The organism is Streptomyces sp. NPDC088915 (assembly GCF_044749825.1).
Taxonomy (GTDB): Bacteria; Actinomycetota; Actinomycetes; order Streptomycetales; family Streptomycetaceae; genus Streptomyces.
The window spans coordinates 25,981-49,908 of sequence record NZ_JBIVIR010000001.1 but is presented as its reverse complement, the minus strand read 5'-3'; the positions used below and the strand labels follow the sequence as shown (position 1 = coordinate 49,908).

Sequence of the window (23,928 nt, the reverse complement as noted above, 5' to 3'; positions counted from 1 at the left end):
TATGCTGCACGGGTGTGCTTGTCCACGGGCCGTTAGCTCAATTGGTCAGAGCAGCGGACTTTTAATCCGTTGGTTGTGGGTTCGAGTCCCACACGGCCTACCGAAAGGCGGGCCAGGGGAAACCCCTTGGCCTGTGGCGGAGCGCCCCGACTGGTTTCCACCAGTCGGGGCGCTCCGTCGTTTCAACGGGACCATCAGCTCTGCAACGTCCTCACGCGCACGCAGCGTCCTCGGTACCGTGCTGGTGACGAACTCTGCACGGACAGACCGGCGCACCCCGCACGGACGTCCGACGGTTGGGGAGGTGTCCTGATGCTGGAGGAAGCCGAGGAGATCGGCCGGCGCGTTCGCAGGGCGAGGCTGCGGCTCGGGATGCCGCAGGCCGACCTGGCGGCGGCCCTGGGGAAGTCGCAGGGCTGGGTGTCGAAGATGGAGCGGGGCCTGATCGAGCTGGACCGGGTCGGACTGCTCAACCAGGTGGCCGCCGAGCTGCACGTCCATCCGAACGACCTGATCGGGCGCCCGTACAGCAGCTCCCCTGACGACAACCAGTGGCAGGTCGCCGCCTCCTCGATCCTGCGCGAGCTGCGCCGCTACGACCTCGCCCCCGTCTTCGACGGCACGCCCCGGCCGGCGCCGCAGTTGTGGCGGGAGGTGACGCGGCTGCACCGGCTGCGGGACACCGCCTCCAACGTGGCGATCCTCCGCATCCTGCCCGACCTGTTCCGCGAGGCCCGGGCCCTGGCGGAGGTGTCGGAGGGGCACGGGCGGGAGGAGGCGTACGCGATCTACGCGGTGTGCTGCAAGTTCGCCCACACAGCCGCACACTCCCTCGGCCACCCCGAGCTGGTGGCGATGGCCTGCGAGCGGGCCGCGTGGTCGGCCCGGCTGTCCGGTGACCCGGTGCTGCCGGCGGTCGCGGACTGGATGCGGGTCTGGGACATGTGGGTCACGGCCGATTGGGCGGACGCGCTGACGCTCTCGGACAAGGCGATCGGGTCGGTGCAGCAGGCGTACGAGCAGGGCGATCCGCTGGCCGTACGGGCCTGGGGCACGCTCCAGCTCCGGGCGGCGGTCTCGGCCGCCCGTGCAGGCCGCGCCTCGGAGGCGGAGGGCCGGATCGGGTACGCGAAGGACGCCGCCGAGCGGATGGACGCGTACGCCGGGGCGCCGGTGTACGACCGGCATTCGCTGACGTTCTCCGCCGGGAACGTGCAGATTCACGCGATCAGCATCGCCCTGGAGATGGGCGAGCAGGGCAAGGCCCTTGAGATCAACCGACGCACCAGCCCCGAGCTGGTCGGGGCGCTGCCCCACTCCCGCCAGGGCCACCACCACATGGACATCGCGCGCGCGTGGCTGTGGGACGGCAACCGGGACAAGGCCCTCGGCGAGCTGGAGCGGGCCGAGCGGATCGCGCCCCAGCTCGTACGGAACCACCCCATCGCCCGTTCGACGCTGCGCGGCATCGTCTACGCCGAGCGGGCCGCCACGCGCGAGAAGCTTCGGCGCATGTCCGACCGCTTCCACCTGGACGGATAGGGGCGGACGGGAGGCGGACAGGGGTCGTATTCCTCCGGCTCATATTCAGGGGTTCTCCCGTCCCTACCTTCGGGACATGACCGGACGACTCCTTCCCCATCTCCCCTCGCAGGGAGCCGAGTTAGGGACAGCGGCTCCCTTCCTCCCCCAGCTCGGAGACCTCGCCGCCGACACCGCCCGGGACGGCCGTGTCGGCGTCGTCGTCGCGCTGCCGGGCGAGGGCTCCGCCACGACCTACCACCTGCGTCCGCCCGGCGGCGGGCCCGCCTGGACCGCCCCGGCGGACGGCACGACACTGCGCCCGGTACCGGCGCGGACCACCCACGCGACGCTGACGCCCGGCCGCGACGCGATCTACGACCCGCGCGCCCGCCAGGGCTCGGTGCCCGTCGAGTTCCACTTCGAGGACGGCTCGACCTGCGAGGCGGCCCTCGTCCTCACCTCGGTGGAGCTGGAACGGCTGTACGCGCAGACCAGCCGCCTCCTCGACGCGCACGAAAACGCGCTGGGCGGCACCTCGTGAGCGGGACCCATCGCCGTCAGGCGCGGTCTGCCACCCCCGTACGGCATGACCGCAGCGACCGGTTCGCGCTCGCGTTCCTGGCCCTCGCCGGTCTGGTGGGGCCGGCCTGGGCCCTTCGCGACCAGGCCGTCCAGCTCGTCGGCGACATGAGCCACCGGCCCGCCGTCGCGGCTCCGGACGTGAGCTTGCCCCACCTCGCACCCGGACGCTGAGACGCGCCTTCGGCCACTGAGACCGCTCCGGCGCCCGAGCCACCTCCCCGTACCCGGCCGCCGGAGCCTTCCAAGCCGCCCTCCCGTCCGGGCGGCGCGCAGGAAACCGCCCCGCTCCCGTGCGGCCCCGTGGCTTCGGCTGCCGGGAGCGGGGCGGCTCGTACCTCTCGCACGGTCCTGGAACATCCACGCGTGATCCCCCAGGGAGGGTTCGTGGACATCCCGTACATCGTCGTCGACCAGCTCGACCCCGACCAGCAGCAGATCTGGAAGACGTACTTCGGCGACGCCGACCGCCCCCGCTACGTCGAGGAGGGCATCTGGCGCCGCACCCAGGAGAAGGCCACCGCCGGCCAGTCCGGCTGGGCGGACCCCGGGGACGCCCGGCGGCGGATCATCCACTACCGGTACCGGTACGGCCTGGTGCCGACGCCCGCCGCCCCGGCGATCGGCCTGACCGACCTCTACCTCTACCACTCCGCGTCCGCTCCGGCCGGGGAGATCACCGCCCACTACGACGCCCTGCGGGCCTCGCTCGCCGTCGGCGGCTGGAAGAAGGCGCCGGGCGGTGCCCTCTGGATGCGCCGGGACCTGCGGTGCCGGATCACCGAGCACGACGTCCACCCGCAGGACGCCGCCGCCGGACGCGCGCTCCCGGGCGGCTACCGGACGCTCGACGTACGGATCACCTCCGCCGCGTACGCGCCCCCGCCCTCGGTCCGGCAGCTCCCGTGGAACGTGCTGTCCACCGGGATCAGGGCCAAGGACCGGCCGGGGACGGCCACGCGGATACCGGACCTGTCCGTGCTCGCGGACCTGCGGCCGTTCCAGGTGGAGATCGGCTGCGGTACGTCGGTCGAGGCGGGCATTCCGCCCCTGCACCGGCTCCACGAGATCTACCGGGTCACCGACCGGCAGGGACACGAGCCGCGCGAGCACCGCTTCACCCTCTCCCCGACCGCGGACACCCTGCTGCACGAGGTGCTGACCGAGCCGGAGGAGAAGGCGGCGGAGTTCGTGGAGATGTTCCGCGCCTGCTTCCTGGCCGAGCCGACCCCGGCCCTGTGGGCGCTGAGGGAACTGAAGGACGCCGGCCACCTCGTCGGGCCGGTCATCACCCACAACTTCGACGTTCTGGCCGCCCGCGCCGGGCTCGACGAGTGCTTCATGCGCCGCTACGACCAGGCCGTGCCCGACGTCGAGTGGGTCGAGGGCGCCAAGGCCCTCCTGGTGGTCGGCCTGCACGCCGACCGGCGCAGGGTCCAGGCCCGTGCCCGCGAGCGCGGCATGAAGGTCGTCTACCTGGACCCGGAGGGGTTCTGGCACGACGGCGCGTTCCTGCCGTACCCGCTGGAAGGGCCGCAGGACGGTGACCTGGTGTGCTGGGCGACCGCCGCCGAGGCGCTGCCCGCGCTTGTCAACCTCCTGAAGCAGCCGACCGGTTGATTCACCTGCACGAAGAGGGCCGCGCCGGGTGCGGGCGCTAGCGTGACGCACCCGGCCGGCCCGGACTCCCCGGGCGGGCGAGAACAGGGAAAGGAGCGTCGGCCCCATGCGCGTATCCGTCATCGGCTGCGGCCACCTGGGCATCCCGCACGCCGCTGCCATGGCCGAGATCGGCCACGAGGTCATCGGCGTGGACCTGGACCAGGCGAGGATCGACCGTCTCAACGCCGGCGAGAGCCCCATCTACGAGGAGGGGCTGCCCGAACTCCTCGCCGCCCACACCGCCTCCGGGCGGCTGCGCTTCACCACCAGCCTGGTCGAGGCCGCCGAGTTCGCCGACGTCCACTTCCTCGCCGTGGGCACCCCGATCGACGCCGACGGACGGAGCTACGACACCGGCCAGGTCTTCGGCGCCGCCCGCGTCCTCGCCCCGCACCTGACCCGCCCGACCGTCATCATCGGCAAGTCCACGGTCACCGTCGGCACCACCCGCGACCTCGCCGCCCTCCTCGCCCGGCTCTCCCCGGCCGGCGAGGAGGTGGAGGTCGTCTGGAACCCCGAGTTCCTGCGCGAGGGCCACGCCATCGACGACACCCTGCGGCCCGACCGGATCGTCGTCGGCGTCCCCTCGCCCCGCGCGGAGGACGCCGTACGCGAGGTCTACGCACCGCTCCTGGCCAACGGCATCCCGCTGTTCGTCACCGACCCCGCCACCGCCGAACTCATCAAGGGCGCCGCCAACGCCTACCTCGGCATGAAGATCTCCTTCATCAACGGCGTCGCGGACATGTGCGCCGCGGCCGGAGCCGACGTCCAGCAGCTCACCGAGGCCATCGGCCTCGACCCGCGCATCGGCCGCGGCGGCCTGAACGCCGGACCCGGCTACGGCGGCGGCTGCCTCCCCAAGGACGTCCGCGCCTTCACCGCCTCCGCCCGCACCCTCGGCGCCACCGAGGCGGCGACCCTCCTGCGGGCCGCCGAAGAGGTCAACGAATCCCGCCCCAACGCCGCCCTGAAGCTCATCGAGCAGACCCTCGGACGGCCGGTCGACGGCGTCCGCGTCACCGTCTGGGGCGCCTCCTTCAAGGCCGGCACCGACGACGTCCGCGAGTCTCCCGCCCTGGCCGTGGCCGCCCTGATGCACCAGCGCGGCGCCACCGTCACCGTCCACGACCCCCACGCCGTGCACACCGCGCTGCGCCGCAACCCCGAACTCGACTACGCCGACACCCTCGACGACTCCGTCCGGGACGCCGAGCTGATCGTCCTGGCCACCGAGTGGCCCCACTTCCGCGAGGCCGACCCCAAGGCCCTCGCCCCCCTGGTCGCGGACCCGGTCCTCGTCGACCTCCGCAACCTCATCGACGCCGACGCCTGGCGCATGGCCGGATGGACCGTACGCCAGCTCGGACGCCCCGCCCAGCAATAACCGCCCTAGCAACTGGAGGTCCACCGTGGACACCCTGTGGGACGACATCGAGAAGCTCTCCGCCGTCTGCCGAACGGCCGACGCCCACCTGCCCGACGAGGAGCTCAAAAGCCTCCAGGTCGGCAAGGTCGCCGAGGAGGCCGGCGAGGCCATGCACGCCCTCCACGGCCTGAAGGGCCTCACCACCTGCGGCGACGACCACGCCTGGTCCGAGGTCCAGAACGACCTCGTCGGCGCCGTCATCGCCGCCCTCCTGGCCATGCACTACATCGACCCCACGGGCGCCCGCGCCACCTTCGAGGAGATCTTCCACCGGCGGACGCGCAGGGGGCGGGAGGCGGCTGCGGCCTGACAACCCGACCGCATCACGCCGGTGGCCGAGCCTTACGGGGCTCGGCCACCGGCACGTGTTCCTGGAACAGATAGCAGTGGTAGCGCGGGGACACTCTCCAGTCCCCTTAATTTCGTTGAACGGTCACCTAGGCGGCCATACGTGGCTAAAGTCGTCGCCCTGACAGCTCCTGCTCTCCGCTGTACAGGGGTATCGGCCCACGGCCGAAGCAGGGCGATGCGCGCGGGGGGAACGCGCGATTCCTAGCAAGGGGGGAACCCGTAGGTGGCCCAGAACCAGAGACCTCAGCCGACGGCGGAGGACAAGAAGAACACCCGAATAGGCTGCGGCATCATGCTGGCCGCGCTGCTTGTGGTCGGCGGATGCAATGCCCTGATCAACGACGACAACGACTCGTCGTCCACTTCTTCTTCCACCTCGTCATCCGCGTACGACGACAAGGTGACAACCCTCGAAGTCGGTGACTTCGTCGGCATGGACCTCCAGACGGCGCAGGACTCGGCGCAGGCTGGCGGCATCTACCATCTCGACTCGACAGACGCGAGCGGCCTGGGCCGCCAACAGCTCCTGGACCGCAACTGGACGGTCTGCGCCCAAGTGCCCGCGGCCGGCATGACCATGAGCGCCGACGCCACGCTGACGTTCGACACCGTCAAGTCCAGCGAGGGCGAGACCTGCGACGACCCCACAGGGATCGGCGGCAGCGAGGAACCCGTCACGGATGATTCCTCCCCTACCTCCGGCGCAGAGGACCCCGGCATCTGGGACGGCTCCGACGAGGCGAGTTCCTCCACCGGTACCGACACTGGAGACGCCTCCAGCGACGACTCGTCCGGTAGCGGGTCCAATTCATCAACAGGCGGCACATCCTCACCGGAGAGCGACTCCGGCTCTTCTTCGACCCCGGACGACTCACCACAGGCACCCGCGGGCGCCACCGCCCAATGCAACGACGGTACGTATAGCTACTCTGCACACCGACGGGGCACCTGCTCACATCACGGAGGCGTCGCCGTCTGGCTTGCCAGCGTTCCTTCGTAAAGAGGGAAGCCGACACGATCGGGGCGTTCCCCTACGAGCCGGTCTGGGAGCCATTTGGGTTTGATCCGGTCAGCCCGGGCCGCAGCGAGGAGGAACCCCTGCCTTACACGGGTGTCGTGGAGGTTGACCCGCTTGGTCGTAGTAGTCAGGTGGGCGTTACAGAGATCGTCGCCGGTCTTTATGGCGACCTGTTGGCCGTACGTCAGCGCCGTATGGAAGATCAAAATTCAGTTAGCCGAATGGTGCTCGCGGCTGAAGTCGCTCAAGCAGGCCAATGGTCAAGGCGAGACGGTCGCGTCGGCCGCAATGTCATGAGGCTTGCAGGTTATGCGTCTTCCTCAGATACTTACCCCGCTTACTGAAGGATCCCGCTTTGACGCCCTCGCCACAGAGCTTCCCTATCGGATCAATCGCCCTGTATATGGGGAACCGCGCGAATGTCACCGGCTATACAGCCGACGGTAGCGTTGAGATACGCATGCTCAACACGGGAAGCGAGCTCTCCGTCCCTCCGGGGAGGCTGTCACCTCTGACACCTCCTACTTCTACCCAGCCAAGGTCCACTCGGATTGGATTGGTCTTCGGCGTCGGAGTAGTCGGTGTACTCGTCCTGATGGTGGTCTATGGACCATCCGACAGCGACACCAGCGAGTCCAGCCCAGCAGTTCCGCAGGCGTCACCGTTGACGGAAGTGCCCGTCTCCTCTTCAGAGACGGCGCCGACAGTGGCGGAAGACTCTCATTCCGCTGACGCCCCACCGCCTGACGCCCCACCGTCTGCGGCACCTAGTTATGGAACTGGAGTGCCCACATGGGTCAAGCGCCTCCGAGACGTCAAGGCGGCATATATCCAGCCCGGTAACCCCGAGGAAGCAGATCCGGCCGATCACCGAGACTCGATTCAGATCGATTTCACTAGTGGTGATGCAGGCCAACAGTGCATCGCTGCGAGGGCCCTGGCCGGTGCTGAGTACGGCATCATCGTCACCACTCCCACTGGTATTGCAGTGGACTCGAACGACTGCCTCAGTGTGAACCTCGAACCATCCTGAAGGCTATGATCGCAGTCCCGGCGTCCTCTGAGCCTCCGCAGACCGGTTGCAGCCTGCGGCACTGACAGGGTTGGTGAATTAGCCGAGTCCCACACGATGGGTCCATCCGATGAGGTGTCTCGCGGGAGCGATCTCGGCTATGCCGCAGCGCTACTGAACTTGATTGGGTGATGTCGGACCGTTCGCCTGACGGTGGTCGGTCCGTTCCGGTAGCCCTGAACTGTGAGATACGCGCAGGGCGGCGGGTTGACCGACGTCGGGAGGGCCGCGAGGGAGCGGGTCCGGTTGCAGGCCGTGACACGCTTCCGAGGCGGGCAGAAGAACAGGGAGATCGCTGCGACGCTGCGGGTCAGTGAGCGGTCCGTGGAACGGTGGCGCGGTCAGTGGCGCGAGCGCGGTGAAGCGGGGGTCCTGTCGAAGGGATCGCCGGGGCGGCCGAGGCTCAGCGAAGCACAGATCGCGAGGCTGGAACGGGAACTGGAGCGTGGGCCGCTGGTCCACGGCTGGGCCGACCAGCGGTGGACACTGGCCCGGATCAAGACGCTGATCGGCCGGCTGTTCCACGTGAGCTACACCGTGGAGGGCACGTGGCTGCTGCTGAAGCGGCACGGCTGGTCCTGGCAGCAGCCGGCTCGGCGGGCGATCGAGCGTGACGACGCGGCGGTCGAGGTCTGGAAGAAGGAGACCTGGCCGCGGGTAAGAGCACCGCGGCGGCATGTGACGGCTGGATCGTCTTCGAGGACGAAGCCGGGCAGTCGATGACGCCGCCGCGAGCGAGAAGCTGGGGACGCAAGGGCTCAACGCCAGTGGTCCGGGTCCGTGGCCGGGTGTCCATAGCCGGGTTGACCTGCTACAAGCCGGGGAAGCGGTCCCGGACGTTCTACTCGGTCCGCGAGTACCGGGGCCGCAAGGGCGAGCCGAAGGGCATCGGCTGGCGCGACCTGTGCGACCTGCTGGTCAGAGCACACATCCAGCTCGGCGGCCCGATCGTACTGGTCTGGGACAACCTGCGCATGCACCTGGTCGAGGCGATGCGCCGATTCATCGCCGACCACGCGGACTGGCTCACCGTCTTCCAACTTCCGATTTACGCACCGGACTTGAACCCGCAAGAGGGCATCTGGTCACTGGTCAAACGCGACATCGGCAACCTCGCCGCAGCCGACCTCGGCCAGATCACTCGCGCCGTCAAGCGCAGGCTCAAGCAGATCCAGTACCGTCCGGACCTGGTCGACGGCTGCCTGACCAGCACCGGCCTGATCACGGACGACTGGCCGACATCACGCATTCAAGCTCAGGCAGTAGCTTCGAGCGTTTCTAGACAGTGACTAAAATTCGCCCTTGAATGACAGTGTGGCGGTCAGTAAATTGAGCTACCCGCCGGACTGCTGTCCGGCGTCGTAGGCCGATATGCAGGGAGACAGGGATGCGCAGCAGGTTTCGAACCTGCCGCTGACTCGTGAAACGCGGGCCCGCGGGGTTCTTCATTAGCTTGGTTGCCCTGATAAGGCACCGTCCGAGGGAGACGTATGCCCTCAGTCGGACACCAGGTGACCCCGCTCGCGTATCCGAGGAGTGCACCTTGCTGGACCGTTTGATCGACCTCCTGTCTCAGACCCGGACCCTCCGCGCCCTGCTGGACTTCTGCACCATCGTGGTCCGTCTGCTGCCCGCGTTGGTCGTGATCGTGGCGCTCATCCCCTCGTTCGTCGTCTTCGCGTTCATCTCCGCCGGGGCACGCAGGTCGGTTCTCGACATCGTGGACCGCCTCACGAACTGGACCCTCGCCCGCTACTGAACTCGATTGAGTGATGTCGGTGCCGTTCGCCTGACAGCTGGCCGGCGGCACCGACCTGGCCCTGTCAGCGTCGGGTCGACGGACCCGAGATTGGTCGAAGCCCGAAGCTGCTGGTCAGCTACGGTGGCGGCATGCCTGAAAGTCTGCTCGAGGATGTAGCTGACGTGCTTGGCCTCGTCCTGAACCCGGACGAGCCGATTCACGTCGCTCTCCGACGGCAGGTGCCCCAACTCAGGGTGCGATCCCGCTGCAAGTGTGGGTGCGGCACTGCCTACTTCGACCTTGACGCCGACGCGTTGGAGCCCGCGCCAACGGGCCCCGGCACCGTCGTGACTGCCGACGTACAGCTGTTCACCGAAACCGGCGAGTGCCCTGGTGAGGTCTTGGTCTTCGCGCAAGACGGCTACCTCTCATGCCTAGAGGTCTGTTCTTGGAGCGATGACGTCGAGGTGAACCTCTCCGCGCCGCGGCGCTGGCTACAGCCGTCGTCCTGAACCCGAGCCGGTAACAGCCGACGTCTCGGACCCTGACGCCGCCACCACAAATCGACCGACATCACGAGTTCAAGTTCAGTATCTATGCGTGAGCGATGCGTGAGCGGACGCTCCGGCACAGTCCGGTTCCGTCCGGATCGCGCGGCACCGGACAGCCCGTCCGACCAGGCCGTTCCGGACGGAGCGACATCGGCCGACACCAGCCACCCAGCCCTGACCAGGACTTTTAATCCGTTGGTTGTGGGTTCGAGTCCCACACGGCCTACCGACAGCAGGGCAGGGGAAGCCCCCTGACCTGTGGTGGAGTGCCCCGACCGGTTTCGACCGGGCGGGGCGCTCTGTCGTTCGGGGGTGAGTGCGTGAGCGTCTGCGTCTCCGGCGCCCGGATTCCTGATGTTGGAGGAGATCGAGGAGATCGGTCGGCGCGTTCGCAGGGCGAGGCTGCGCCCTGGGATGCCGCAGGCCGACCTGGCGACGGCCCTGGGGAGGTCGCAGGGCTGGGTGTCGAAGAGGGAGCGGGGCCTGATCGGGCGTCCGTACAGCAGTTCCCCTGACGACAACCAGTGGCAGGTCGCCGCCTCCTCGATCCTGCGCGAGCTGCGCCGCTACGACCTCGCCCCCGTCTTCGACGGCACGCCCCGGCCGGCGCCGCAGTCGTGGCGGGAGGTGACGCGGCTGCACCGGCTCCGGGACGCGGCCTCGAACGTGGGAGGACAGGTTCCGGCACGACTTCTGTGGTGCGACCGAGCTGGACGGGGTCGTACCGCTGGTGGCGCCGGGCGTCGGTTCCGAGGGCGGGTGCGCGTCTGCTCGGTGTACCGCGTCCTTTCACCGCTCCTCTCGAAGGGTGCTACCGGGTCATCCACACGAACCGCGACCACAGGTGGTGGCCGGTCTCCTGGTTGTCTGCCTTCAGGGGCTGTCCACCCGGATCGGGGTAACGGTTCTTCTCACGGACATAGGTGCCGCCCTCGCCGTTCGGGTGGCGGGTATCGAGTCAGATCCGTACGGCGGAGGGCTGGACGGACGCGCTTCACGACGCTCTTGAACTCGGAAGCCGAATCGATTCTTTGATCGCTTGAGTAGCGATCGAGGTGGATTATGGCCTTTTTCGACACCTTCGGGGAAAACGCCGGAAAGTCCTCCCGCCGATTCGCTGTCCGAATGGTTTCGTTCGAGCGGTTCACGTTCCAGTGTGAGGAATCGCGGCTTCGCCCGGTGGGGAGTCCTCCGCGAGACATCGCTTCTTGCCGTCGACGCAGAGGAACCGCGCCATGAGCACCTCCACCCTTACCTCCCTGGCCACCAACCGGGCACCGGACGACACCCTCCTCGTCTGGGACGAGGCCCGCTGGGAGGCCGCCGTCAGCGGTTGGACCGAGCTGCCCGGCGCCGCCATCGACCTGCGGATCGGGCAGGGGGCCGCTTCGTACGGAGCGATCTTCGTGGCGACGTTCAGCGCCGAAGCTCTCGCCTCCCACCCCAGCAATAACGCGGTCGTCAACGCCACCGTGTTCTTCGGCGGCGACCCGGCCGCGCCGGTCAGCGCCAACCACCGGTTCGTGACGGCCCGCGGCAATCCGGAGTGGTCCTCCCACACCATGATCCGCGTCGCCGAGTTCCAGCCCGCCTTCCCTGCTCGGGACGTCACCGCCCGCGTGAAGGTGAATGCCTCGACCGGTGCGACGGCGGGCTTCCAGAACTGGGTTCTGAAGGTCGACCGGTACAACCTCTGATCCGTGGTCTTCGGCCTTCCAGAAGTGGAACACGACCTTGTACAGCGGGGGCAGGTGAAGGGACGACCATGAGTACTACCCACGCGGAGTCCGTAGACGCCGAGGAGTCCGCCCCTCCGATCAGCACGATCGCCGGGACCGGGACCGGTGGGTTCGGAGGGGACGAAGGGCCCGCCGTTTCGGCCCGGTTGAACTACCCGTACGGAATCGCGGTGGACGGCGCCGGCACCCTCTACTTCTCCGACCACGGCAACCACCGGATCCGGAAGGTCACAGCCGACGGGACGATCACCACGATCGCGGGCACCGGGATCGCGGGTTACAAGGGGGACGACGTCCCGGCGGCCTCGACGCAGTTGAACTGGCCGCGGGACGTGGTGGTGGACGGCGCGGGCACCGTGTACATCGCCGATTCCAGCAACCACCGGATCCGGAAGGTTGCGGCGGACGGGACGATCAGTACAGTCGCCGGCACGGGCAGGGCGGGATTCGGCGGTGATGGCGGCCCCGCCGCTTCCGCCCAGTTGAACAACCCGTTCGGGCTGGCGGTGGACGGTACCGGTGTCCTCTACGTCGCCGAGTACAACGGCCATCGAGTACGAAGGATCACGACCGACGGGAAGATCAGCACGGTCGCGGGGACCGGGGTCGCGGGATCCAAAGGCGACGGCGGGCTTGCGACGTCGGCCCAGCTGAACCGCCCCCAGGCCCTGGCCGTGAACGGCGCGGGCGACCTCTACATCGCCGACAGCGGCAACCACCGGATCCGGAAGGTCGCGGTGGACGGGAGGATCAGTACGGTCGCCGGAACGGGCACCGCGGGCTTCGGCGGCGACGGCGAGCAGGCGACCTTGGCCCAGCTGAACTCCCCTCTGGGAGTGATGGCGGACGGTACGGGCGCCCTCTACATCGCCGATTCCAGCAACCACCGGGTCCGGAAGGTCGCGCCGGACGGGACGATCAGCACGGTCGCCGGCACGGGCGCGGCGGCGTTCGGCGGCGACGACGGCCCGGCGGCCTCGGCCCCGCTGAACAACCCGGTGGGGCTCGCCGTGGACCGCGCCGGCGCCCTCCACATCGCCGACCACGTCAACCACCGGATCCGGAAGGTCGCGGCGGCGAGGGCGCCCGGGCTGCCCGAGTCGGGAACGGTGGTCTCCTGGGCCAACGTCCGCAGCAGGCTGCGGATGGGGGTCTTCCGCGAGTCCACCAAGGACGGGGCCGAAGTCCACCTGTCCCTCGCCACGCCCCGGGACCACCAGCGGTGGCGGCTGGTCGAGGTGGGCCAGGACGGCGCCGACGTCCTGTACCGGATGGAGAACGTACGCAGCGGCAAGGTCCTGGAGGTCGCCGACGCGCGGGAGACGGCCGGGGCGGTGCTCGCCCAGCGCGCCTACGAGGGGGAGGACGCGCACCACCAGCAGTGGAGGCTGGTCCCGGTGGGGCCGGTGACCGACACCCCGCAGGTGTTCGAGATCGCGAACCGGAACAGCGGTCTGCTGCTGCGGGCCGACACCAACGCCCGGACGGCGGTCAGGCAGTACGGGGCGGACGGCGACCACCGGAGCCACCAGTGGCAGATGCTTCCCGCATAGCGCGCGAGGGGGAGGGGCCCACCCCTCCCCCTCGCGATGCGGTTCCCGCCCGGAGTTCCTACTCGGAGCGGGACGGCTTCTCCGCCGTCGCCTTGGGCGCCTCGGGGGTTTCCGGGGCCTTCGGGGCGTCCGGGGTCTTGGGCGGCTTGGTGTAGTCGCTCTTCTTCGGCCTGCTCTCCAGGTCCTCGTCCTTCTGGAGGTCCCCGTTCTCCGCCACCGTCGTACTCGCGTCCTGCATGCCGGCGGAGGCCGCCCTGGTCACCGAGCCGGGGTCCTGGGCGTACTGGGCCTGCGCGCCGGCGGACGCCTGGGTGGTCCGGATGAAGGAGCCGAGGAAGCCCAGGACGGCCCGCGCCTCCGGAGAGGTCTCCTGCACGATCTTCGCGCGGGAGGAGGCGCCGTGGATCGCACTGTGGAACAGGCTGGGGCTCGTGTCGTCGTACGTGTCGTCGTCGGAGTCCTCGAAGTCGACGCCCTCGCCCGGTCGGGGCTTCGTGCCGTCGGTGGTCACGGAGAAGAGCCCCGCGCCCTTGCCCGCGGAGTTGAAGACGTTGTCGAACACCATGATCGTCACCTCTGGTCGTCGTCGTGGCGGCGGCGCCGCGCGGTCAGGGCTGCTTGTGCAGCGTCTGCTCGCTGACGGCCAGGCTCTCGCCGTCGAGCATCGTGTGGTGGACCTCCAGGTCGGAGACGACCTCGGCCAGTCCCTTCATGCGGAAACCGCCGGGCGTCAGGTCGATGTCGCCGATGTCGCGGGCGACCATCCGTTCGAGGCCGGGGTAGGTCCCGGGCTGCGGGGGAGACAGGACCGCCACCGGCACGGCGTACTGCACCGCGATCAGCCCGGAGAAGGTCACCGGGATCTCGTAGGCGTACTGCTTGCGGGTGCGCCGCTGCGAGACGAAGACCTCCACGCGCGAGTTCGCCGGCACTTTGCCGGAGATCTGCGACTTCGAGGCCCAACTGGTGTTCAGGGAGCCGCCGACGGTGGCCGCGATGCCCAGGGCGAGCTGTGCGTTGAGCGAGGCGTTGCCGGTGGCGCTGCCCGTGGTCGTGAACCCCACCGAGTTGGTCATCCCGGTCGATGCGGAGTTCGTCGCGGAGCTGCTCACGGACGTCTCGGTGGTGTTGGCGTTGTCGACGCCGACGCTGTCCTTGCTGTTCTTGTTGGTCACCGTGTTCGCGTTCTTGTTCGCCGTCCCGTTCTGGCAGGACGCCGCGAGCTGCGACTGGAGGTCCAGACGGAGCTGGTTCTGCAGTTGAAGCTGGAGCGACGCTCCGACGCTGCCGCCGAAGGTGAGCTTCGCGTCCCCGTGGAGCGACCACGTGACCCCGTTCGACACGGTGAAGTCGACCGAGTCGGTGAAGGTCATCTCGGACTGGCTGCGGTTGACGTAGGTGCGCGAGGAGAAGGTGTCGGGCGGAGGCCGGCCGATGTCGCTCCGTACCTCGATCAAGGGCTCCCCGAGGTTCATGTAGGCGAGCCAGCCCAGCTGGAAGGCGGTGCCGGGGAAGTCGCCGAAGCTCGACTTGTTCACGGAGAACCCGACGGGTTTGTGCTTCGCCCCGTAGGCGTCGACGTAGACCAGGTTGGGGTGGTCCAGGACGGACTGCCAGGTCTGCTCGATGTTGAGTTCCCGCAGGTTCTTCTTCGTCAGCGGCTGACGCTTGGCCTGTACCAGGCTGTACGCGTTGGAAGGCATCCACCCGTCCTCGACTAGTTCCGGCCGCACCGCGCTCGGTGAAATGTAAACAGAGATGCGTGCATGTTCCGGTGGGCGAAACTATCGCGTTCTTCTTCGCCCGGGAAGACGCAGGAGAACCTCACGCTCAATCGAGTGAGCGATTTCAAGAAACCGCTTCCGAAACGCCGAAGGAGTTTCCTTTCTTCGCTTCCCGTCACTCGATCGATGAGTTTTCGGTTCCCGTGCTCGTGGGTAGCGTGAGCTCGGACGTTGCCGCAGGTGGGGCTTCCGTTCCGGCCATTTGCATGGTTTCGGACACCTTCTCGCAGAAGGCGATCGGGATTCCGGTGATGTCGCACGACAGGCCGCTGCAATGAGCGTCCGAGGCGTTGTTCTCCGCAACCAGAACGAGTGAGGTTTCCGCGATGTACACCCAAGAGCGCACGGCGATGTCCAATTTGGTGGTCGGCGGCCCGGTGGCGGTGAACAGCTACGACAACGCGATCGTGGCGGCGCTGGTGGAGAACCGGCCGGTCATGCTCGTCCACGCCTTCAACGGCGGCTACCTGCGGCCCGCCGAGCTGAGGGAGGAGAGCCACGACAAGGGCGTCCAACTGGCCACGGCCCTCGACCCGGCCACCAAGGAGGCGAAGGGCCACCTCTGGTACGTCACCCCCGCCGGTTTCTTCGGGCAGCGACCGCTGTACGTCATCGAGAGCGCCGCGGGCCAGGTGACGCCCGAGCCGTCGGTCGGCGCGGGCGTCACCGACGCCGGACGCGGCGACGACGGCGTGCCCAAGCCGCGGCGCAGGCGCGTCACCGTCCACCAGGACGCCCCCCAGAGCACGGCCGACACCGTCCAGGTCGGTCTGCCCGACAAGGTCGGCGACAAGTGGCGGGGGAAGAACGGCGCGCCCGAGGACACCCAGCTCTGGATCGTCACGGTGACCCCGTGGGGCGGGATCACCTTCGTGCCCATCACCCACCCCGACACCATCCTCGGGTTCAAGGACCACGCGGTGACGGCCAACAGTGAGGCGCGCCTCACCTACAACTGGGGCGGGGACTTCACCGGGACGGTCATCAACACCTTCTACCCGCGGCTGCCCAGCGACTGGGACGTCCCGTACCACCACGTCTTCACGTGATCCGCGGCCACCGCCCCGCCCCACCCGTCCCGAACCGACACCCGCACCGCTTGGAAGAGGCACCACGATGCCCGTGCCCACGGAAGAACTGAAGCTGGAGATCGTCAACGCCGCCACGGGGAAGACCCTCGGCGCCGGGGCCGCGCCGGGCGCGGAGGGGGCGCTCGTGGTCCGCGGCCTCCCCGACGGCGGTCCGAGTCCGGAGCAGTGGCAACTCGTCCCCGTGCAGGCCGCGCAGGCCACGCAGGACGATCAGGGGTATGTGATCCGCAACGTGGTCAGCGGCAGGGTGCTCGACGGCCCCGCCGCCACGGCTCCCGCTTCGGCCTCCGCCACGAATCCGGCCGCGCGTCCCGCCGCTGACCGTGCTGTCCGTCAGGGGGACGCCGCCACCGGCAAGAAGGGCCAGCAGTGGCACGTCGTCCCCGTCGACGGCGAGCCGGGCCTCTACTTCATCGAGGGCGCGGCCGACGGCGCCGTCCTCGACCTCGCCGATCCCGGCGAGGAGAAGGGCGAGGACACCCTGGTCGTCCTGCGCGCGCACGACGACGGCGCGGAGAGCCAGCGGTGGCGGTTCGTCCCGGCGGAACCCGAGCGTGTCAGCGACCTCGTACTGCGCTGGGGCTCGCTGAGCCACTGGAACGGCCGCCGGTCCTGGCGGCTGGTCCGCTCGGCCGCGCTGCGGCCGGTGCCCGGCGCGACGCCCTCCTTCAGCGACATGCTGTTGGTCCTCGAGGAGTTCGGGAGCGACCAGGACGCCGGGGGATGGCGGAGCGAGGGGGCCGACCGCCCTCCCGGCGGGCAGCCGGGATGGTGGGCCGGGCTCGGCGCGAGGTTCCTCGCCGACACCACGGGAGAGGGACGCCAGGACATCGTCGGCCTCAAGCCCGGGAAGGGGGCCGTGACGGCCTCCTGCAGGGGCGACGGCACGTTCGACGACGACGGCGAGCGCGTCCTGCACCGGCCCGCGCCCTCCCCGAGCTCCGCTGACCTGTGGACCCTCGCGGACACGACCGGCGACGGCGTGCCCGGTGTCGTCGTGCTCACCGCCGACGGGGTCCGGGTGTCCTCGCGGGACGAGGACGGGACGTTCACGCCCGCGGACGGCGAGCCGGCCCTCAAGGCGTTCGGCCACGGCGAGCAGGCCGGCGGGTGGCTCGCGGACAAACACCCCCGTTTCCTCGCGGACACCACGGGTGACGGCAGGCTCGACGTCGTCGGCTGCCATGACGACGGCGTCTGGATCTCCCTCCAGGACGAGGAGGGCACGTTCGCGCCGCTCGCCGACGAACCCGCCCTCCGGGCGTTCGGCCACGGCGAGGAGGCGGGCGGCTGGCTGGTGGAGAAGCACCCCCGTTTCCTCGTGGACACCACGGGTGACGGCAGGCTCGACGTCGTCGGCTGTCATGACGACGGTGTCTGGATCTCCCTCCAGGACGAGGAGGGCACGTTCGCCGAGCCCCTGTACGTCCTCGACGACTTCGGGACCGAGCAGGGCTGGGTCTCGGCCGTGGAGCACCCCCGCTTCCTGGTCGCGACCACGAACGACGGAGCGGTGGACGCCGTCGGGTTCGGTCCACAGGGTGTCGTCGTGGCGCGCGGCCTCGGCGACGGCACCTTCGAACCGTCGAAGCTCGTCCTGAACGACTTCGGCACCGAACAGGGGTGGACGGGCGAGAAGCACCTCCGCCTCCTCGCCGACGTCACCGGCGACGGCACCCCCGACATCGTCGGTTTCGGCGACGAGGGGGTCTGGGTGGCGCACAACCTCGGCGACGGCCGGTTCGAGCAGGCCCAGCTCGTCTGCCGGGGCTTCGGGCACGACGAGGACGCCGGTGCCTGGCGGGTCGACCACCACCCCCGCTTCCTCGCCGACGTCACCGGCGACGGACGCGTCGACATCGTCGGCTTCGGCGGCCCGGGCGTCTACGTGGCCCGGAACCTCTACCGCCGGTTCAGGACCCGGTGACGCCCGGCGGACCGATGCCCCTCGGCCGGGCCCGGTCCTTTCCCGTTCGGTCGATCGCCACGTGACCCGCGCGAGCGGGGCACGTTCACGGGACATACGAAAGATCATCACCTGCGGCATGCTGGCCGCCGCGGCCCTCTCCGCCGCCACGCCCGCCTTCGCCGACAACGACAGCGACTTCGGGAACGGGGTCAACGCCGCGAACAACTGGAACTTCACCGCCGCCGACGTGTGCGTCCAGGAGCTCGCCGTGGTCCCCGCCCTGAGCGACTGGACCGGCAACCACCAGAACAACTGCTCCAACGGCAACGTCATCGACCACTCCGACGCCGCCCGGCCGCCAGGCCACTGACAACCCCGCGGAAACGGAGCCCCGCTCGGTGCCGGTCCCCCTATGGTCGGGGCGGCCTTGCGCCACTGTGGGCGGAGCCGTGTCCGCGACAGGAGCGAGACCGCGTCGAGGACGTTGTCGCCCGTCCGCCCGTCCGCCCGTCCGCCCGTCCGCCCGTCCGCCCGTCCGCCCGTCCGCCCGTCCGCCCGTCCGCCCGTCCGCCCGTCCGCCCGTCCGCCCGCTCGGACCGGCGCCCGGCAGAAGGAGTGGGCTTCGTCGACATGTGTGAGCGATGCGTGAGCGGACGCTCCGGTACGGTGCGGATCCGTCCGGACCGGGCGGCACGGCTCACCCCGTCCGACCGGGCAGTCCGGGACGGTGCGGCACGGCCCGGCACCGCCCACCCGTTCCCGACCAGGACTTTTATCCGTTGGCTGTGGGTTCGAGTCCCACACGGCCTACCGAAGGCGGGGAGGGTTCTCTCCGGTCCGCCGAGAAGCGCCCCGCCGGTTCCGACCGGCGGGGCGCTTCGGTGTGTCCGGGCGGGGGCCGGTCAGCGAGTCTCCGGGCGGCGGTAGACGCAGACGTTCACGCCGTGGGGGCTGGTCGTGGTGGAGGCCTGTTCGAGGGTGCGCAGGGCGCCGTCCGCGGGGAAGATCGACTTCCCGCCGCCGAGGAGCACCGGCATGACGACCAGGCGGAGTTCGTCGACCAGGTCCTCGGCCAGGAGTGTGCGGACGAGGGTGGGGCTGCCCAGGACGAGGAGGTCGCCGCCGGGGGTCTCGTGGAGTTCGCGGAGGCGGTCCAGGGCCTTGTCGCCGTGGACGAGCCGGGTGTTGTGCCAGCTGAGGTCGGCCTCGCCGAGGGTGTTCGATACGACGTACTTCGGCAGCGCGTTCATCCGGTCGGCGAACGGGTCGCCGGCCCGCTCCGGCCAGGCGTTCGCCATCGTCCGCCAGGTGCGGCGGCCGAAGAGCAGGGCGTCCGCCCGCTCCGTGGCCTCGGTGAACGCGCCGCCCACCACCTCCGGGTCGAAGAAGGGGTGCGACCAGCCGCCGTGGGCGAAACCGCCGTCGGTGTCCTCCTCCGGGCCGCCCGGTGCCTGGACGACGCCGTCGAGGCTGATGAACTCGCTGATGACGATGCGCATGGGGTCGGTCTTCTTCCTGGGGATCGGTGGTTCCGGTGCGCCTGATAGTTCTTGTGTTCTGCGGTCCGGTGCCGGGACTGGTGCTGGTGCCGGCCGCGGTCCCGGTTCCCGGTTCCCGGTTCGTCGGGAGTTCCGGGTTTTCCGGGGGCCCGAGGCGCCCGGGCCCTCCGGGTACCCCTGGAGCTTCCCTGATTCGCCGGGCTTTCCGGGTGCCTTCCCCGCCTCGGGGTAGGAAAGCCGCGGGGTACGAGAGGGAAGACGGCCCGGCGGTCGGGAAGTCATCGCTCCCGGAAGGTCTTTCCTCCGCGGACCCCTTCCGCCGAACGGCTTCGTCCGGGACGCGGGGCCCGGAGGGGTGGGGAAAGGTGGAGACGGAACGTGGAGGTGGGGACGGTGACGGCGAGCGGAACCGCTGGTCCGGCGAGGACGGCCCGACGGCTGGCGCGCTGTGCGCTGCTCGCGGCGGTGAGCGCGGTCGTGGTGCTGCTGATAGCGCTGGGCGGCGGCGGGGCCCTGATCCTGGTGGGCGGACTCGCGGGGCTCGCCCTGTCGGCCGTGGGCATCTGGTGGTTCCTCGCGCACCGGGGGCCGCTGCGGGCGCTCGGCGCGCTGCTCGCGGTGGCCGCGCCCGCCACGGTCCTCACCCTGTACGTCGTCGGGGGAGTCTGGGTGAACGCCCTGGTGGCCCTCGCGCTCTGGGGCGTGGCCCTGCTCTGCGCCCGGTCCGCCCTGCGCCGCCCCGAGGAGGACGGGTCCGGGACGATGCGGGGCGAGCCCGCGATCCGGCCCGAGAAGCCCGTCCTGATCATGAATCCGAAGTCCGGGGGCGGAAAGGTCGAGCGCTTCGGGCTCGTCGAGCGCGCCGAGGAGCTGGGCGCCCGGGTGATCCTCCTCGACCCGTCCGCCGACAACGACGTCACCGCGCTCGCCGAGCGGGCCGTGGACGAGGGGGCCGACCTGCTCGGCGTGGCCGGCGGCGACGGCACGCAGGCGCTGGTCGCCGCCGTGGCCGCCGAGCACGACCTGCCGTTCCTCGTCATCTCCGCCGGCACCCGCAACCACTTCGCCCTGGACCTCGGGCTCGACCGCACCGACCCGTCGACGTGCCTGAACGCCCTGGCCGACGGCGAGGAGCTCCGGGTCGACCTCGGTTCGGTCTCCGGCCGGGCCTTCGTCAACACCGTCTCCTTCGGGGTGTACGCGGACGTGGTCCACCACCCCGAGTACCGCGACGCGAAGGCCGGCACCGCCCTCGACGCCCTGCCCGACCTGCTCCAGGGCGGCGACGGCGACCGCATCGACGCGACCGTCGACGGCGCCCTGCTCGACGCGCAGCAGGCGCTCCTGGTCAGCAACAACCCGTACGCCACGCCCGATCCGCTCAGTGCCGACCCCGCCCGAAGACCCCGTCTCGACGGAGGCGAACTCGGTGTGATCGGCGTCCGGGTGGAGGGGGCGATGCAGGCCGCCGAGCTGGCGGTGCGGGGGACCCAGGCGGCCGCCCTGAACGTCCTGACGGCCCGTAGGGTCGAGGTCACCTGCGACAGCGGAGACGGCCCCATCTCCGTCGCCGTCGACGGCGAGGCCCTGACCCTGCCCACCCCGGTCGTCTGCACCCTCCGCCCGCGCGCCCTGCGGGTGCTCGTGCCCCGCGACCGGCCGGGCACCATACCCCCGAGACCGCCCCTCGACTGGCGGCGCATCACCGAACTCGCCTTCCACACCCACCATCCCCGACGACCTCCGAGGAGCGGCGCATGACCCACGACACGCCCACCGAGACCGCCCAGGCGGTCCTGCACGATCTCCGGGCCGTCGACGGTGCCGTGTACGCCGCCGTGGCCGCCACCCCCACGCCCACCCTGGACACGGCCCTGCGCCGGCTCTCCAGGACGGCCGACCACTCCAAGATCTCCCTCTCCGTGGCGGCCGTGCTCGCCCTCTTCCCGGGGCGGCCGCGCCGGGCCGCGCTCGCCGGGGTCGGGGCGGTCGCGGTGGCCTCGGCCACGGCGAACCTGCTGGGCAAGCGGCTCGTCCGCAGACCGCGGCCGGACCGGGAGGCGGCCCGGGTGGTGGCGGGCCGGCACGTCCCCATGCCCGACTCGGCCTCGTTCCCCTCCGGGCACACCGCGTCGGCGGTCGCCTTCGCCACGGCCGTGGGGGTGGTGCTGCCCGCCGCCGCGGCGCCCCTCGGGCTCCTGGCGTCGACGGTGGGGTACTCCCGCGTCCACACCGGTGTGCACTACCCGGGCGACGTCGCCGCGGGCGCCGTCCTCGGCGTCGCCAGCGCCGCCGTCTCCCTGACGGCCGGTGCCTCCCTGGCCCGCCGCCGAGGACGACGGTAGCGACCGGGGGCCGGGGACAGGGCGGGACAGGGCCAGGAGGGGCGGGAGGGAGCAGGGCGTCGGGGGGAGGGTCAGTACTCCGCCCGCGACAGTTCCTCCTCCGTGAGGTCGAGCGTCGCGATCCGCTCCGGGTCCGCAAGGATGTGGAGCTGGACGATCCGGTCTCCGGCGACCGTGAACACCATGAGCGCGGTCGGGCGTCCGTCGACGACCGACAGGACCGCGGGCTCGCCGTTGGCCACGACCCGCAGCACCGCCTTGCGGAACCTGGAGTACGCGAGGGCCTGCGCGACGACGGTCTCGGCGCCCCGCACCAGCTTGGAGGCGCCGGCCATGAGGCGGCCGCCGTCCGCGCGCAGCACCACGTCCGGGTCGAGGACCGCGAGCAGGCCGTCGAAGTCGCCGCCGTTCGCCGCGGCGAGGAAGGCGTCCGCGATCTCCCGGCGGCGCCGCTGGTCCGGGGCGGGGCCCGGGGAGGCGTCCCGCACCCGGCGGCGGGCGCGGCTGGCGAGCTGGCGGGTCGCGGCCGGGCTGCGGTCCACCACCTCCGCGATCTCGTCGAAGGAGACGGCGAACATGTCGTGCAGTACGAACGCGAGCCGTTCGGCCGGCGACAGGGCCTCCAGGACGACGAGGAGCGCGAGGCCGACGGAATCGCCGAGTTCGGCCGCGCGCTCCGGATCGCCGGCGCCGGCGGAGTCGGCGGTGTCCCCGACCCGGACCACCGGGTCGGGCACGTAGTACTCCAGCGGGGACTCGCGGCGCGAGCCGCGCGAGCGCAGCATGTCCAGGCAGACGCGGCCGGTGACGGTGGTCAGCCAGCCGCTGAGGTTCCGCACGCCGGAGACGTCGGCGCGGCTGAGCTTGAGCCAGGTCTCCTGGACGGCGTCCTCGGCCTCGCTCAGCGAGCCCAGCATCCGGTAGGCCACCGCCCGCAGATGACCCCGGTCGGCGTCGAAGCGCCGGGCCAGGAGCTCTTCGTCGTCCCACGCGTCCACGTCCGCGTCCACACCCGCGCCCCCGTCCACACCCGCGCCCCCGTCCATACCCGCGCCCTCCTCCACGTCCACGTCCACGTCTACGTCCCCGTTCACGCCCACTGCCCGGCCTCCCCCGTGCGTGCCGTCATGCCTGCATGACGGATTGGACCGCGCCGATGTGACAGGACGGGGCAGGTCAGGGGCCCATTGCGTGAGATCCCCGGTGCCCCGCCCCGAACGCACGGGAATCCCCGGCCGAAGCCCTCGACCACCGTGGTTCTCCCCTTCAGCGCGGTGCTCTTCAGGCCTAATTTGATCAGCATGACGACGACACCGCAGGTCAATCCCGTACTTCGCACCCCGCCGGCCTCGCCCACCGCCGCTGTCGCGTACTTCTCCGCGAGCCTCGCCTTCCACGCCGACGTCTCCGACGTGGCCTCGGCCCTCGCCACCGCCGCGGCCGAGGGCACCGACCCCGGCTTCGTCCTGGTCGACACGCGGTCCACCGCCTCCTGGGACCAGGGGCACGTCCCCGGCGCCGTCCACCTGCCGACCGCGCTCATTCCCGAGCAGGCCGAGGCGCTGCTCGACCGGTCCGTGCCGGTCGTCACGTACTGCTGGGGACCCGGCTGCAACGGCGCCACCCGCGCCGCGCTCGCCCTCGCGGAGCGGGGCTTCCCGGTCAAGGAGATGCTCGGCGGCTTCGAGTACTGGGTGCGGGAGGGCTTCGCGTACGAGACGTGGGAAGGGCCCGTGGAGAAGGCCGCCGACCCCCTGACGGCCCCGGTCGACGCCGACGACTGCGGTTGCTGAGACAGGGGCCGGAGCGGGGGCGGGGAAAACCGATTTCAGGATCGCCCCGGTCATGGCGTACAGTCGTGTTTACCGACGCGGGGTGGAGCAGCTCGGTAGCTCGCTGGGCTCATAACCCAGAGGTCGCAGGTTCAAATCCTGTCCCCGCTACTCAGTAGCGAACGAAGGCCCGGATCCGATGCACTCGGATCCGGGCCTTCGTCGTTCCCCCGGACCTTCGTCGTTCCCCCGAGCCTTCCTCGTTCCCCGGGCCTTCGACGTCCCTTCGGACGTTTCCGGTTGACCTTG

Annotated in this window: 24 protein-coding genes, 2 tRNA genes and 1 pseudogene; 23 read left to right on the top strand and 4 right to left on the bottom strand. The window is 70.4% G+C overall.

Features of this window, described 5'->3' with window-relative positions; translation table 11 throughout:
* Positions 1–26 precede the first annotated feature (26 nt).
* The 15 genes and pseudogenes from ACIP5O_RS00220 to ACIP5O_RS00150 all read left to right on the top strand — a co-directional run bounded on the left by ACIP5O_RS00220 (position 27) and on the right by ACIP5O_RS00150 (position 13,219).
* Positions 27–100, top strand: a tRNA-Lys gene (locus ACIP5O_RS00220).
* Between the two features lie 212 nt (positions 101–312).
* Complete coding sequence (locus ACIP5O_RS00215; protein WP_401286648.1) at positions 313–1,542, top strand: helix-turn-helix domain-containing protein; 1,230 nt, start codon at positions 313–315, stop codon at positions 1,540–1,542.
* A gap of 76 nt (positions 1,543–1,618) precedes the next feature.
* Positions 1,619–2,065: a hypothetical protein gene (locus ACIP5O_RS00210; RefSeq protein WP_401286646.1), complete on the top strand. Its 447-nt coding sequence runs from the start codon at positions 1,619–1,621 to the stop codon at positions 2,063–2,065.
* Entirely contained in the window at positions 2,062–2,277 is a 216-nt protein-coding gene (locus tag ACIP5O_RS00205; RefSeq protein WP_401286643.1) for a hypothetical protein, read from the top strand. The genes ACIP5O_RS00210 and ACIP5O_RS00205 overlap by 4 nt, the downstream gene beginning before the upstream one ends.
* A gap of 213 nt (positions 2,278–2,490) precedes the next feature.
* Complete coding sequence (locus ACIP5O_RS00200; RefSeq protein ID WP_401288070.1) at positions 2,491–3,723, top strand: hypothetical protein; 1,233 nt, start codon at positions 2,491–2,493, stop codon at positions 3,721–3,723.
* 106 nt (positions 3,724–3,829) lie between these two features.
* On the top strand, positions 3,830–5,152 hold the full coding sequence (locus ACIP5O_RS00195; RefSeq protein ID WP_401286641.1) for a UDP-glucose dehydrogenase family protein: 1,323 nt from the start codon (positions 3,830–3,832) through the stop codon (positions 5,150–5,152).
* A 25-nt stretch (positions 5,153–5,177) separates the two neighbouring features.
* Positions 5,178–5,504, top strand: coding sequence for a MazG-like family protein (locus ACIP5O_RS00190; protein WP_401286638.1), 327 nt, complete (start codon positions 5,178–5,180; stop codon positions 5,502–5,504).
* A gap of 264 nt (positions 5,505–5,768) precedes the next feature.
* Complete coding sequence (locus tag ACIP5O_RS00185) at positions 5,769–6,545, top strand: DUF3761 domain-containing protein (RefSeq protein ID WP_401286635.1); 777 nt, start codon at positions 5,769–5,771, stop codon at positions 6,543–6,545.
* Between the two features lie 1,273 nt (positions 6,546–7,818).
* The gene (locus ACIP5O_RS00180; protein WP_401286632.1) at positions 7,819–8,358 is read left to right on the top strand and encodes a winged helix-turn-helix domain-containing protein; all 540 of its coding nucleotides are present in this window, start codon (positions 7,819–7,821) and stop codon (positions 8,356–8,358) included.
* On the top strand, positions 8,355–8,924 hold the full coding sequence (locus ACIP5O_RS00175) for a transposase (RefSeq protein ID WP_401286629.1): 570 nt from the start codon (positions 8,355–8,357) through the stop codon (positions 8,922–8,924). The genes ACIP5O_RS00180 and ACIP5O_RS00175 overlap by 4 nt, the downstream gene beginning before the upstream one ends.
* Before the next feature lie 254 nt (positions 8,925–9,178).
* Positions 9,179–9,394, top strand: a complete 216-nt coding sequence (locus tag ACIP5O_RS00170; RefSeq protein ID WP_217171192.1) for a hypothetical protein — start codon at positions 9,179–9,181, stop codon at positions 9,392–9,394.
* Positions 9,395–9,525: 131 nt separating this feature from the next.
* Positions 9,526–9,888 carry a hypothetical protein gene (locus ACIP5O_RS00165; RefSeq protein ID WP_401286625.1) on the top strand — a complete coding sequence of 121 codons (363 nt, stop codon included), beginning with the start codon at positions 9,526–9,528 and terminating at the stop codon, positions 9,886–9,888.
* A 393-nt stretch (positions 9,889–10,281) separates the two neighbouring features.
* Positions 10,282–10,596: pseudogene (locus tag ACIP5O_RS00160) on the top strand (helix-turn-helix domain-containing protein); the annotation flags it as partial.
* 566 nt (positions 10,597–11,162) lie between these two features.
* The gene (locus ACIP5O_RS00155; RefSeq protein ID WP_401286622.1) at positions 11,163–11,624 is read left to right on the top strand and encodes a hypothetical protein; all 462 of its coding nucleotides are present in this window, start codon (positions 11,163–11,165) and stop codon (positions 11,622–11,624) included.
* 68 nt (positions 11,625–11,692) lie between these two features.
* Positions 11,693–13,219: an RICIN domain-containing protein gene (locus ACIP5O_RS00150; RefSeq protein WP_401286619.1), complete on the top strand. Its 1,527-nt coding sequence runs from the start codon at positions 11,693–11,695 to the stop codon at positions 13,217–13,219.
* A gap of 58 nt (positions 13,220–13,277) precedes the next feature.
* Here the strand turns inward: ACIP5O_RS00150 and ACIP5O_RS00145 are convergent, their stop codons facing one another.
* Together ACIP5O_RS00145 and ACIP5O_RS00140 are read right to left on the bottom strand one after the other, a co-directional pair.
* Complete coding sequence (locus ACIP5O_RS00145) at positions 13,278–13,784, bottom strand: hypothetical protein (protein ID WP_401286617.1); 507 nt, start codon at positions 13,782–13,784, stop codon at positions 13,278–13,280.
* Between the two features lie 43 nt (positions 13,785–13,827).
* Positions 13,828–14,922 carry a hypothetical protein gene (locus tag ACIP5O_RS00140; RefSeq protein WP_401286614.1) on the bottom strand — a complete coding sequence of 365 codons (1,095 nt, stop codon included), beginning with the start codon at positions 14,920–14,922 and terminating at the stop codon, positions 13,828–13,830.
* A 59-nt stretch (positions 14,923–14,981) separates the two neighbouring features.
* Here ACIP5O_RS00140 and ACIP5O_RS00135 point away from each other — a divergent pair, with 59 nt between their 5' ends.
* From ACIP5O_RS00135 to ACIP5O_RS00120, 4 genes are all read left to right on the top strand, one after another.
* The gene (locus ACIP5O_RS00135; protein WP_401286611.1) at positions 14,982–15,281 is read left to right on the top strand and encodes a hypothetical protein; all 300 of its coding nucleotides are present in this window, start codon (positions 14,982–14,984) and stop codon (positions 15,279–15,281) included.
* A gap of 48 nt (positions 15,282–15,329) precedes the next feature.
* On the top strand, positions 15,330–16,052 hold the full coding sequence (locus ACIP5O_RS00130; RefSeq protein ID WP_401286609.1) for a hypothetical protein: 723 nt from the start codon (positions 15,330–15,332) through the stop codon (positions 16,050–16,052).
* Positions 16,053–16,119: 67 nt separating this feature from the next.
* On the top strand, positions 16,120–18,021 hold the full coding sequence (locus ACIP5O_RS00125) for an FG-GAP-like repeat-containing protein (RefSeq protein WP_401286606.1): 1,902 nt from the start codon (positions 16,120–16,122) through the stop codon (positions 18,019–18,021).
* A gap of 94 nt (positions 18,022–18,115) precedes the next feature.
* Positions 18,116–18,373, top strand: a complete 258-nt coding sequence (locus ACIP5O_RS00120) for a hypothetical protein (protein WP_401288067.1) — start codon at positions 18,116–18,118, stop codon at positions 18,371–18,373.
* 532 nt (positions 18,374–18,905) lie between these two features.
* On the opposite strand, the gene ACIP5O_RS00115 is transcribed toward ACIP5O_RS00120, so the two are convergent.
* Positions 18,906–19,502 (bottom strand): dihydrofolate reductase family protein, encoded by a 597-nt coding sequence (locus tag ACIP5O_RS00115; RefSeq protein ID WP_401286603.1) that lies wholly within the window; start codon positions 19,500–19,502, stop codon positions 18,906–18,908.
* A gap of 393 nt (positions 19,503–19,895) precedes the next feature.
* Here ACIP5O_RS00115 and ACIP5O_RS00110 point away from each other — a divergent pair, with 393 nt between their 5' ends.
* Together ACIP5O_RS00110 and ACIP5O_RS00105 are read left to right on the top strand one after the other, a co-directional pair.
* Positions 19,896–21,263, top strand: a complete 1,368-nt coding sequence (locus tag ACIP5O_RS00110) for a diacylglycerol/lipid kinase family protein (protein ID WP_401286600.1) — start codon at positions 19,896–19,898, stop codon at positions 21,261–21,263.
* Positions 21,260–21,847 (top strand): phosphatase PAP2 family protein, encoded by a 588-nt coding sequence (locus ACIP5O_RS00105; RefSeq protein WP_356549102.1) that lies wholly within the window; start codon positions 21,260–21,262, stop codon positions 21,845–21,847. The genes ACIP5O_RS00110 and ACIP5O_RS00105 overlap by 4 nt, the downstream gene beginning before the upstream one ends.
* 71 nt (positions 21,848–21,918) lie before the next feature.
* Here ACIP5O_RS00105 and ACIP5O_RS00100 read toward each other — a convergent pair whose 3' ends face one another.
* The gene (locus ACIP5O_RS00100; protein ID WP_401288065.1) at positions 21,919–22,893 is read right to left on the bottom strand and encodes a sigma-70 family RNA polymerase sigma factor; all 975 of its coding nucleotides are present in this window, start codon (positions 22,891–22,893) and stop codon (positions 21,919–21,921) included.
* A 255-nt stretch (positions 22,894–23,148) separates the two neighbouring features.
* Between ACIP5O_RS00100 and ACIP5O_RS00095 the strand changes: the two genes are divergently transcribed.
* Together ACIP5O_RS00095 and ACIP5O_RS00090 are read left to right on the top strand one after the other, a co-directional pair.
* The gene (locus ACIP5O_RS00095; RefSeq protein WP_401286597.1) at positions 23,149–23,640 is read left to right on the top strand and encodes a rhodanese-like domain-containing protein; all 492 of its coding nucleotides are present in this window, start codon (positions 23,149–23,151) and stop codon (positions 23,638–23,640) included.
* A 76-nt stretch (positions 23,641–23,716) separates the two neighbouring features.
* Positions 23,717–23,790, top strand: a tRNA-Met gene (locus ACIP5O_RS00090).
* Positions 23,791–23,928 lie beyond the last annotated feature (138 nt).